We start from the raw sequence: 12538 nt of genomic DNA, 5'->3' as shown, positions 1-12538 counted from the left end.
TAGCTCAATAAAAAACATTCCAAAAGTAGAATAACCACTTTTGGAATGTTTTTTAAATTCTATTACTTTCCGTCTTTTTCAGTAATATAAGTCCATTTGAAGCTATACTCTGGACTGATGTTATGGTGAACAACGTCTTTTACATTCGATTTTTGAACGTAAGCATCACCACGTTGGTATAGAGGTACAAGCGCTACATCTTGCTCAATAAGTAGTTTTTCTGCTTTTCCTAACTCTTCCCAACGTTTCTTCGCATCACCCATTAATTCTCCGCCAGCCTTCTTAATCATTTCATCATATTTCGGATCAGAGAAGCTCATTTGGTTATGAGAATGCTTAGACTGGAACATATCTAAGAATGTCATTGGATCTGCGTAGTCAGGTCCCCAACCAGCATATGATAAATCATAATCTTGCTCTGTTTCTAACTTCAGTTTTTGTTTGAATGGTTGAAGTTTAATGGTAACTGTTACACCTTTTAAATTTTTCTCAATTTGATCTTTAACATATTCCCCAACTTTTTTCGCATTACCTGTATCATAGTTTAATAGTTCAATTGTAACTTGGTCTTTACCAAGTTCTTTTTTCGCTTCTTCCCATGCAGCAGCTGCTTTTTTCGCATCTGGCTTGATACCATTTTTAAATGTTTCTTGGAAGTCCTTACCGTCTGGTCCAGTTGCTAATCCCTTTGGTACTAAGAAGTCCGCAGGTTTAGATCCATCATTTAAAATAACACTTGCTAAATTTTTCTTATCGATTGAAAGTGCAATTGCTTCACGTAATTTTTGACTCTTTAATGGTGTATCTTGTCCACCACGTTGTTGGTTCATACGTAAGAAGTACGTACTTACTTGTGAGTATGTTCCAAACTCATCTTTATTATTTCTATACTTATCAACAAATTCTCCTGATAAAAGTGCAGAATCAACTGCACCTGTATCATATAGGTTTACCTTTGTAGCTACTTCTTTTACTACACTGTAATTAATTTCATCTAATTTTACAGTCTTTTTATCCCAATATTGATCATTTTTCTTTAGTTTCCAGCCTTGTTCATGTTTCCAATCAGTAAGAACGAATGGTCCGTTATAAACTGTTGTATCAGATTCTAAACCGTATTTATCGCCTTTTTCTTTTACGAATTTTTCATTTAATGGGTAGTACGATGGGAATGCAACTAGATTTAAGAAGTATGGTACTGCTTGTTCTAATTCAACTTCAAGCGTAAGGTCATCTACTGCTTTTACACCTAATGTAGATACTTCTGCTTTCCCTTGGTTAACTGCTTCTGCATTTTTAATTGGGAATGCGATAAACGCATACTCAGCAGTTGTTTTTGGATCTAATAGACGTTGCCATGCAAATACGAAATCTTTTGCTGTTACAGGATCACCATTTGACCATTTTGCATCTTTACGTAGTTTAAATGTATATTTTTTACCATCCTCACTCTTCGTGCTTGATTCTGCTGCAGCTGGGATTGGTTTGTTATCTTTATCTAATCGATATAAACCTTCCATCGTGTTCCCTAAAATTTGAGAACCTAATGTATCTGTATTTTTAGAAGTATCCATTGTTGGAATTTCATTTGTCTCTGTTCGATTTAATACTTGTTTCGCTGCTAATTTTTCCCCTGACTTGCTATCTCCACTTGAGTTTGTGCTTGTCTTTTTATCTCCGCCTGATGTAGAACATGCTGTTAGTGCCATGCTCATTGCTAAAACCGGTACTACAACTGCTGTTAGTTTTTTCATTTTTTTCTTTTTCATTTTTGTACCCTCCCTAATTCTAAACGATAGCTATTTAAGAATTTTCTGATAATTCTGTTTTTCTTTATATATTTATCAGACGATTCTTACTACTTCTTATTCTACTAATTTTTTAAAATTTGTAAAGTGTTATTATTGAAAATTATTAAAAAATTATTTTCTTACAGTAATATTCATAAAAATTCTATATAGTTTTTTAACATCATTTTCCCTCGTTACATATACACTATTTTAATAGTGTATATTATGTTTTTTAATAAACATACTGTAGATTATCGTTAATAAATAATGTATATTCTAGAAATCTTTTTCCTACAAAAACGAAAAAAGCCCACTTTCTCAGTGAACTTTCTAATTTACAACGGTAAATCCCTCTTCCTAAACACTACAATTGCTACTATGAAGATACTAAGCGCTCCAGCAGTTAAGCCTATACTTACTGGCCATATATTATATGTTCCTTCAGCAATTTCTTTCGGACGAAACAATGTAAATAAAGATATATTTCTCATCCACTCTAACTTATCACTTAATTTACCTACCATATCTAATACGAAAAATAAGATAGTTAAACTTGCTGAATAACTTAGTGCCTTTCTTTCGTCATTACATATACAAGAAAAGAAGAATGAATAAGCACTAACTACTAAAAATATTAGTCCTCCGACTACATTTATCTTCAAGAATAATTCTTTATTTAAGTTATTATCTTGTAGAAACCACTCTGCACCTACTATACCCGCTACATACGTAACAGTTACTATGATTAGTAGTCCCAATATGAGAATAGACGCTTGTGTAATAGCAATTTGCACCCTGGATACAGGTGTTGCTAATAAATATGCCATCGCCCCTTTATCTACATGACGAGCAATTAAATGCGTTGCAACCGTGACACAAAAGATTGTTAAAATGATAATAAACAATAGGCTATAATATTCACCAGCTAAAAAATCCATTACATTTTGAATTGGACTTTCCATTCCAACAATTTTTTTTACACTATCAGGCATGGCACTTATTAATTCATTTAACCCTTTCGCTGAAACCATCGATGGGAATATCCAAATTAATAACCATAAATAAAGAGCTGCACCAGTTGCATAACTCAAAATACTTTTTTGTGTTTCTTTCAAACTAGCTAAAAACAATTGCTTATTCATGCTTTACCCCTTCTTTCTTATCGTAATAATGCATAAATAAATGTTCTAAATCCATTGCTCTCGTTTGAAGTGCCGTTACATTATAGTTTGAAAGTATTTGTAAAACAGCTTGATAGTTTCCTTGTACAATAATCGATGCTTCTCTTCCTTTCACCGCTTCAAATTGCAAATCACATTGTTTAAGAGACTCGATTTCTTCTTGAGATGATACTGTTACATCTATCACCTGTCTTCTCATGCCTTGTAAATCATGAATGTTTTCAACGGTTACAAGACAACCATCTTTAATAATAGCTACTCTGTCACAAGTTCTCTCAATTTCAGTGAAAATATGTGATGACATAAGGATTGTTTTTCCTCTTTGCTTTTCCTCTAATATTAAATCTATAAATACTTGTTGCATAAGTGGATCGAGTCCTGATGTCGGTTCATCTAAAATTAACACTTCTGGATCATGCATAAATGCCGCAACTATACCTACTTTTTGTTTCATTCCTTTAGACATTTTTCGAATTGGTGTTTTCACATCGAACTGCAAACGTTCTATCAATTCATCTCGTCTTTTTATATCTTTTAACCCACGCATTCCTTGCATCAAATTTAAAAACTCTAATCCATTCATTCCTTCAATAAAAGAAATCTCTCCTGGCAAATAGCCAACTTCTCTTTGAATTTTCGCAGCATCTTCCCAACAATCTAATCCGAAAATTGTCGCTTTACCAGCCGTCGGTTTTATAAATCCCATTAAATTACGAATCGTTGTTGATTTCCCAGCACCATTTGGTCCTAAGTAGCCAAAAACTTCCCCTTCTTTCACTTCAAATGTAATATCAAACAAGCCTTTTCCATTTGAAAACTGTTTTGTGACATTTTGAACTGAAATCATAAGCCCACCTCATTTTTTGAAATATTTAATGTATGATATTTCAAAATTATTGTACTCCTCATCTTTCATATTCGCAACAACTTTTTGAAATATTTATATGTCCATATTTCAAAAATATTGTTTTCAATTATTTTTTCTTGTATATTTTAAATGAGGTGATTGCTTTGAACGGCTTTGAAAAAGTGAAAGAAAAGAAAAAACGTGCCATTAAAGATGCGGCCTTTAAATTATTTTCAAAACGTGGATTTAATGAAGTGAAAATAGAACATATTGCAAAAAAAGCAAACGTTTCTCAAGTTACAATTTATAATCATTTTGGAAGTAAAGATGCGTTATTTAGGGAGCTTATACAAGAATTTATAATATCTGAATTTCAATATTATAAAGATCTTGCAGAAGAAAACTTACCTTTTCATGATATGATGCAAAAAATGATTGTAAGAAAAATGAATACTGGTGGGTTATTTCAGCCAGATATGTTACTACAAATGATGCAAAGGGATGAAGAGCTCCGAGAGTTTATTTATAGTTATCAAAACGAAAAAATCCTGCCTTGGTATTTAGAAATACTAGAACAAGCACAGCAAAAAAATGAAATTAACCCTCACCTTACTAAAGAAATGATGTTACTATACATTCAAATGTTCACTAAGTTAGGTGATGATTTCGGGGCACAACTTCTTGAAGGAGATCGAGAAAAACATATACAAGATATAGTCACTATGTTTTTTTACGGTCTTTCTGTTCCACAAAAATAAAAAAGACACGAAATTCGTGTCTTTTTTATTTTACCGCAATGACTCTACCCGTTTCACTACTTTCAGTCGCCAATTGAATCAATTTAATAACGTCTAAACCTTCTTGAGCAGTTACAGGTAGTTTTTCACCATTTAATATGCTATCTCGCACGCCTTTATAATACATGTCATAGCAGCCGACTTCTGTTGGAATACGCTCTAAGCTTTCTTCTGTTTCTAAAGTAGCAAAATTCTCTTCAGGGTCTGCTCCATAACCATTATCTCCCGGCTTCATTCCAGTCTTTAATTGTTCTTCCTGTGAATCCATACCATACTTCACGATAGAACCTTTATCTCCATGCAGTGTAAAATGTGGTCCAGCTTGTTTCACATAACTGCTACTATGTAAAATGACACGCTTTACTCCGTAGTGAAGTACAACATGGAAGTAGTCATCAATTTCTGCACCTGGTCGTTGCTTTATTACATCAGCATGTATCGCATCTGGTTTCCCAAATAATGATAATGCTTGATCAATTAAATGTGAGCCTAAATCATATAAAATTCCTGATCCCGGTAAATTCTTTTCTCTCCAGCGATCACGTACATGTGGGCGGAAACGATCGAAATGCGCTTCATATGCGTATACATTCCCTATTCTTTTTTCTTCTAACAATTTCTTTATCGTTAAGAAATCATTATCAAGACGACGGTTGTGATACACACTTAAAACGACATGATGTCGGTTCGCTAATGAAATAAGTTCTTCTCCTTCTTCAATTGAAACAACGAATGGTTTTTCCACAACAACATGCTTGCCGTGTACAATTGCTTCTTTTACATATGGAAAATGGGTTGTATTCGGCGAAGTAATAACCACTAAGTCAATATCAGCTCGGTTTACTAATTCATCAATTGTACCAACAACTTCAGCATTTGGTAATGCTTGTTTCACTATTTCTTCTTTTGATGATAAAATAGCACGAATATCGTATTCTTCTATCGTTTGTAATAACGGGATGTGAAATGTTGTACTAGAAAATCCAAATCCTACAATCCCTACACCTATTTTTTTCATATTGCCCCTCCATTTATCCCGCTTTAACGGGCAGTAAGATTCCTACCTCAAAATTCAGCGAAAGCAAAGAAATTAGGTGAGGAATCAACTGCTCGTAAAAGCCCGATTGGTTCAACTAATAATCAGTGGGGATAAAGAAAATCCCCACTGATTAAAGTTTCACTTTATGAGAACGATTTCATCTCATTATTATAACAAGATTATTTTTATATACATAACGTTTTGCTCATACATACCTTTTCATAACTAAAAACCTTGCTAGTTATACACTAGCAAGGTTTTTTCACATTTACTCTGTTCGTTTTTTTGTCCACGTTTCAATTACTTCACCAGTATCATTAACATCTAGTACTAAACTACCATTACTATACCGGTCTTTATTTCGAAACGCTTTCGGATCAATTTCTTCTACAATGTGTTTCTCTGTCTTCATGTAAACTAATTCATCATCTCGAACTATTTCAATACCGACAATGCGGTACGGATTACGTTTTAACTCTTTAAAAATTACAAGGCCTCGCTTCGCCCTCGTTGATTTCTCAATTTCCGATGCCTTTATACGTTTCACAGCACCTCGCTGCGTAACGAGAATAAGTTGATCTTTTTCACCATTTAACGGTTTACCAGAAGCAACATAGTCATCTTCTTTTAAATTAATTGCTTTCACACCAGCTGCTCTGACACCAACTGGACTTACTTCTTCTTCATTGAATACAAGTGCATATGCACCATGTGTTGCAAGAACAATATCACTTGTCCCATCTGTCGCAAATATATCAACAACTTCATCATCTTTTTTCAAGTTTACAGCAACGAATGCCCGTGAATAACGCTGCACTTTATATTGGTTTAATTCTGTTTTCTTAATCATACCGTTTCGTGTAACAAATACGATAAATCGTTTTTCTGCTTCAAAATTCGGTACGACTGTTGCCCAAATTAACGATTCATCTCGCTCGAGTGAAACAAGATTCGCAACGTGTTGACCTAAATCTTTCCAACGAATTTCTGGCATTTCATACACAGGAAGATAAATATAATTTCCTTTGTTCGTAAATAAAAGAACGGTTTCTGTCGTGTTTGTATCGAAACGCTCAAGTAAGATGTCACCCTCTTTCATACCGAAGTATTTCCCGTTCGATGCATTATGCGAACGCCAACCTGTTCGTTTCACATAGCCTTCTTTCGTTACAGTAACGATGACATCTTCTTGCGGAATCATAACTTCCACATCGATTTTAATTTCTTCAATTTCCTCTTCAATTATCGCACGGCGATTATCACTATATGTTTTCTTTACTCTCTTCAAATCTGTTTTAATAACTTGAAAAAGTCTTTTTTCACTTTGTAAAATTGACTGTAACTCTATAATTTTCTTACTAAGTTCCGCTGCTTCTTGCTCTAGCGCTGTAATATCTGTATTCGTTAAACGATATAATTGCAGTGAAACAATTGCTTCTGACTGCGCCTCTGTAAATCCAAATTTCGCACTTAAATTATCTTTCGCATTACGCTTATCTTTAGACCCACGGATTGTTTCAATCACTTCATCTAAAATTGATAATGCTTTCTTTAAACCTTCTACAATATGCTGACGATTTTCTGCTTTTCTTAATTCATATTGTGAGCGTCTTGTAACAACTTCTTTCTGATGTCCAATATATGCATCCAAAATCTTAGGTAATGTCATAAGTGTCGGACGACGATTATTTATCGCTACCATATTAAAGTTGTATGGAATTTGTAAATCTGTATTTTTATATAAATAATTTAAAATACCTTCAGCATTCGCTTCTTTTTTTAATTCTACAACGATACGAAGACCTGTACGATCTGTCTCATCACGTACTTCAGCAATTCCATCTAGCTTTTTATCTATACGTAATTCATCCATTTTCTTAACAAGATTCGCTTTATTTACTTCGTACGGAATTTCTGTAATAACGATTTGTTGCTTCCCGCCACGAATCGTTTCAACCTCTGCTTTTCCGCGAATAATAATTTTACCTTTACCTGTTTCATACGCTTTTTTAATGCCATCTATCCCTTGTATAATACCACCTGTAGGGAAATCTGGTCCTTTAATAACTGTTAACAAGTCATCCACAGAACTATTCGGTTGATCGATACGCATCATTGTAGCATCAATTACTTCTCCAAGATGATGCGGTGGAATTTCTGTTGCATAACCAGCGGAAATCCCTGTAGATCCGTTCACTAATAAGTTCGGGAACATTGCCGGTAATACAATAGGTTCTTCACTCGTATCATCAAAGTTTGACACGAATTCTACTGTTTCTTTATCAAGATCACGTAATAACTCAGATGCGATTGGTGATAAACGTGCTTCCGTATAACGCATTGCCGCTGCTGGATCCCCATCAACACTACCGTTATTTCCGTGCATTTCAACTAAAACATTACGTACTTTCCAAGTTTGACTTAAACGGACCATCGCCTCATATACAGAGGAATCACCATGTGGATGATAATTACCGATAACATTACCTACTGTTTTAGCTGATTTACGAAACGCTTTATCATGTACGTTTCCTTCTACATACATAGAATATAAAATGCGTCTTTGTACCGGTTTTAAACCGTCACGCGCATCTGGAAGCGCGCGGTCTTGAATAATATATTTACTATAACGTGCAAAGCGGTCACCTAACACGTCTTCAAGCGGGAGGTCATGAAACTTCTCTGCCTGCATGTTATTCCACCTCCGTCTCCATAATCATTTCATTTTCTAAAATATTTCCTTCTTCTTGCATACCAAATTGTACATTACGCTCAATCCATTTACGGCGAGGTTCTACTTTATCCCCCATCAACGTCGTAACTCGGCGCTCAGCTCTTGATGCATCGTCAATTTTCACACGGATTAACGTACGTGTTTCAGGGTTCATCGTTGTTTCCCATAATTGATCGGCATTCATTTCGCCAAGTCCTTTATAGCGCTGCAACATGTAGCCTTTACCGACCTTTTTCGTTACATCACCTAATTCTTCATCAGACCATGCATATTCAATTACTTCACTTTTCCCTTTTCCTTTACTTACTTTATATAAAGGTGGAAGTGCGATAAATACTTTACCAGCTTCAATAAGTGGTTTCATATAACGGTAGAAGAACGTCAGTAGTAACACTTGAATATGTGCTCCATCCGTATCTGCATCGGTCATAATAACAACTTTATCGTAGTTAATATCTTCAACAGCGAACTCATTCCCTACGCCGCCGCCAATTGCGTAAATAATCGTATTGATCTCTTCGTTCTTAAAAATATCAGCAAGCTTTGCTTTTTCCGTGTTAATTACTTTACCACGTAATGGTAGTACCGCTTGGAAACGACGATCTCGCCCTTGCTTTGCTGAACCACCAGCCGAGTCACCCTCTACTAAATACAATTCGTTTTTCTGAGGATTACGTGATTGTGCAGGTGTTAACTTCCCGCTTAAAGTACCTTCTGATTTTTTCTTCTTCTTACCAGTACGCGCTTCTTCTCTCGCTTTACGAGCAGCCTCACGTGCTTGTGCTGCTTTAATTGCCTTTCTCACAAGAAGTGTAGCTACATCCGGGTTTTCTTCTAAAAAGTAAGCTAAATGCTCAGATACAATTGCATCAATTGAAGAACGAGCTTCACTTGTACCTAGTTTCCCTTTCGTTTGCCCTTCAAACTGGAGTACGTCTTCTGGTACACGTACAGAAACAATCGAAGCTAATCCTTCTCGAATATCTGTACCCTCTAAATTTTTGTCTTTTTCTTTTAATAAAGAAACTTTACGAGCATACTCATTGAACACACGTGTCATTGCTGTTTTAAATCCAGCTTCGTGTGTACCACCGTCTTTTGTACGTACATTATTTACAAACGAAAGAATGTTTTCTGAGTAACCATCATTAAACTGAAACGCTAACTCTGCTTCAATTCCATTTTGCTCACCCGAGAAATATACAACTGGATGAATCGAATCTTTCTCTTCGTTTAAGTATGAAACGAAAGCCTCAATTCCTGTTTCATAATGAAACACATCTTCTAAATCATTACGTTCATCTTTTATCGAGATTTTCATTCCTTTTAATAAGAATGCAGATTCACGTAATCTCTCACATAATGTTTCATAATTATAATTTGTTGTGCTGAAAATAGTTGTATCTGGTTTGAAGTGCATCGTTGTACCAGACTCTTTCGTTTTCCCGATTTTCTCTAACGTCGTTGCAGGAGTACCACCATTTTCAAAGCGTTGTTCATAAATGCTACCATCTCGCTTAATCGTTACTACTAGCCATTCTGATAAGGCGTTTACAACTGATGCCCCAACACCGTGTAAACCACCACTCGTTTTATAGCCTCCTTGGCCAAACTTACCACCAGCATGAAGTACAGTTAAAATAACTTCAGGTGTCGGCTTTCCAAGCTTATGCATTCCCGTAGGCATTCCTCGCCCTTTATCAATTACGCTAATACTATTATCTTTATGTATTACGACAGAAATTTCGTCGCCAAATCCCGCTAATGCTTCATCAACGGAGTTATCTACTATTTCATATACTAAATGATGCAATCCACGGCTATCCGTACTCCCGATATACATACCCGGGCGTTTTCGAACGGCTTCAAGTCCTTCTAACACTTGAATTGCATCTTCATTATATTGGAACTGATGCTTCGCCAAACTCCTTGCCCCTTTCCTAATCAAATCAGAACATATGTTTCTATTATAGAATAACGCCTCGACTATAGTTTTGGCAAGTTATCTTATCTCTTTTATATACTATTTTCAATAGAAAAATCCTTGTTTTTTTCACAAGGATTCCTCTAGGCTACTATTTCAGAAAAATAATCGTTTGTCAACGAGAAATGGATATGTATTCCAACATTATACATTCCAAACCTTTATCATGATCCAAATGATCAATATCCAAAATGGGATAACAAGTAATAATCCCCAAAAACAGCCTTTAAAAAATCTCATGATGAACACCTCGTTCATCCGCCCTACTTATGTAAAAAGCGAGGGCTGAATCAATCTTTCTATCTTTAAAATCTATACTATTTTGTCATTACATGCTCTACTTTAATGCAACGATCCATTATTACTGTGTAGCCTTTTTCTTGTAAAAGTTTATATGTATCTTCATCTTGTACTCCTAATTGTGCCCAGAAAACATCTGCATCAATCTCTACAAACTCTTCCGCAACATCCTTTAAAAATTCTGAGCGACGAAACACATTTACAATATCAACATGTTCTTTAATATCCGTCAGTGAAGAAACCGCCTTTTCTCCGAGTACTTCATCTACTGTTGGATTTACTGGAATAATGCGGTACCCAGCATCTTGCATTGCTTTTGAAACCATATACGATGTGCGTTCTGGCTTATCTGATAATCCAACAACTGCAATCGTTTTACTTTTCTTTAATACTTCACCAATTTCCGTACGAGTTGGGTTTTCAATTGCCATAATTAATCCCTCCTATTCCTTTAGTATATCCGATAAAGAAAGTCTCTTTCAACATGAAAGAGACTTTCTTTTATTCCGATTATTGATTCTTAGTAGCTGAATTATCTGCTAACGTAGCTGATTTCGTCATTTTTTGACCATTGCGATAGAATGTAACTTCTACTTTCTCGCCTACTTTTTTCTTTTCATATAAATATTTACGGAATTGAAGTGAATTTTCTACTTTTTGATCATCTAACGCTACTACTATATCATATTGCTCTAAACCAGCTTTTTCCGCTGGTGATATTGGATAAATTTTACCTAATACAACTCCATTTGTTACTTCTTTTGGCACTTTTAATTGATTTACTGCATAAGCTTGCACATCTTCTAATGAAACGACACCGACTCCTAGTGCTGGACGTTTCACCACTCCATCTTTTTCAAGTGATTCAATAACTGGTTTTGCAATGTTAATTGGAATTGCAAAACCAATACCCTCTACTGATTGCTGAGCTATTTTACTTGAGTTAATACCGATTACCTCACCGTTTTGGTTAAATAGTGCACCACCACTGTTACCAGGGTTAATCGCTGCATCTGTTTGAATAACTTGTGCTTGCCAATCAGGACGTTTATCACCATCAATATCAACTGGAATTTCACGCTCTTTACTACTGATGATACCCTCCGTTACACTTCCATCAAATCCTAATGGATTACCGATTGCAATTGCTTTTTCACCCGCACGGATTTTACTGGAATCACCTAAACTTGCAACTTTATTCACATTAGATCCATCAATCTCTACAACAGCTAAGTCCAACCAAGGGTCCTTACCAACTAATTTTGCATCGACTTGCTTTCCATCGCTTAGTTTAACGGCAAGTTTATTTGCACCATCTACTACGTGGTTATTTGTTACGATATATGCTTTATTTCCTGCTTTTTTATAAATAACACCTGAGCCTGTACCAGCTGTTTGTTCTTGACCTGTCGGTTGCATCGCAAATGGATCAACACTTTGTTGCATATTAATCACACCTACAACAACATCCTTCGCGCCTTCGATCATTCCCGGTAAATCAGTTTCATTTTTCGCTTTATTTACAACTGGAACTACAGTTCCTTCTACTTGTTTATTAGAATTGAATGACGAAACAGCTGCATCATTATTTTGCACCCATGGCATGTACGGTGCTGCAAAACTAATCGAAACCGCCCCGACTACAGCTCCAACTAAACCTGTGAAAAAATATCCTTTTTTACTACCTGATTTTTTCACTTCTCTCGTTTCACTATGCTCTTCATTCAAATTCGGTCCGTCGTAATATCCCATGTTTTATTTCCCCTCCCTGGTGAATTCGTACTTTCAGTATAGTCACATTTTGTGTCCTTCTTGTGAACTCATCGTGAAATCCAATTAAAAAAATACTCCTATCTACCATTGTAG

The 12538-nt window shown here is 35.4% G+C and carries 9 protein-coding genes; 1 reads left to right on the top strand and 8 read right to left on the bottom strand.

Annotation, left to right across the window (positions count from 1 at the left end; translation table 11 throughout):
* Positions 1 to 62: 62 nt before the first annotated feature.
* From ABH955_RS00720 to ABH955_RS00710, 3 genes are all read right to left on the bottom strand, one after another.
* Positions 63 to 1769 (bottom strand): peptide ABC transporter substrate-binding protein, encoded by a 1707-nt coding sequence (locus tag ABH955_RS00720; RefSeq protein WP_404490797.1) that lies wholly within the window; start codon positions 1767 to 1769, stop codon positions 63 to 65.
* Positions 1770 to 2125: 356 nt separating this feature from the next.
* Complete coding sequence (locus ABH955_RS00715) at positions 2126 to 2932, bottom strand: ABC transporter permease subunit (protein ID WP_404490796.1); 807 nt, start codon at positions 2930 to 2932, stop codon at positions 2126 to 2128.
* Complete coding sequence (locus ABH955_RS00710; protein WP_219303292.1) at positions 2925 to 3818, bottom strand: ABC transporter ATP-binding protein; 894 nt, start codon at positions 3816 to 3818, stop codon at positions 2925 to 2927. The genes ABH955_RS00715 and ABH955_RS00710 overlap by 8 nt, the downstream gene beginning before the upstream one ends.
* A 164-nt stretch (positions 3819 to 3982) precedes the next feature.
* Between ABH955_RS00710 and ABH955_RS00705 the strand changes: the two genes are divergently transcribed.
* On the top strand, positions 3983 to 4576 hold the full coding sequence (locus ABH955_RS00705; RefSeq protein WP_404490795.1) for a TetR/AcrR family transcriptional regulator: 594 nt from the start codon (positions 3983 to 3985) through the stop codon (positions 4574 to 4576).
* Positions 4577 to 4601: 25 nt separating this feature from the next.
* Here ABH955_RS00705 and ABH955_RS00700 read toward each other — a convergent pair whose 3' ends face one another.
* The 5 genes from ABH955_RS00700 to ABH955_RS00680 all read right to left on the bottom strand — a co-directional run bounded on the left by ABH955_RS00700 (position 4602) and on the right by ABH955_RS00680 (position 12424).
* Entirely contained in the window at positions 4602 to 5633 is a 1032-nt protein-coding gene (locus tag ABH955_RS00700) for an oxidoreductase (protein ID WP_404490794.1), read from the bottom strand.
* Between the two features lie 289 nt (positions 5634 to 5922).
* Entirely contained in the window at positions 5923 to 8346 is a 2424-nt protein-coding gene (gene parC / locus ABH955_RS00695) for a DNA topoisomerase IV subunit A (RefSeq protein WP_404456582.1), read from the bottom strand.
* A 1-nt stretch (position 8347) separates the two neighbouring features.
* Complete coding sequence (gene parE / locus ABH955_RS00690) at positions 8348 to 10312, bottom strand: DNA topoisomerase IV subunit B (RefSeq protein WP_002014314.1); 1965 nt, start codon at positions 10310 to 10312, stop codon at positions 8348 to 8350.
* Positions 10313 to 10689: 377 nt separating this feature from the next.
* A complete protein-coding gene (locus tag ABH955_RS00685) occupies positions 10690 to 11103 on the bottom strand; it encodes a CoA-binding protein (protein ID WP_016092071.1) in 414 nt (137 codons plus the stop codon).
* Positions 11104 to 11182: 79 nt separating this feature from the next.
* Positions 11183 to 12424, bottom strand: coding sequence for a S1C family serine protease (locus ABH955_RS00680; protein WP_016092072.1), 1242 nt, complete (start codon positions 12422 to 12424; stop codon positions 11183 to 11185).
* Positions 12425 to 12538 lie beyond the last annotated feature (114 nt).

The organism is Bacillus sp. RC240, from assembly GCF_044907945.1.
Taxonomy (GTDB): domain Bacteria; phylum Bacillota; class Bacilli; order Bacillales; family Bacillaceae_G; genus Bacillus_A; species Bacillus_A mycoides.
The sequence above is the reverse complement of the archived record's forward strand: the minus strand, read 5'-3'. Positions and strand labels throughout refer to the sequence as shown.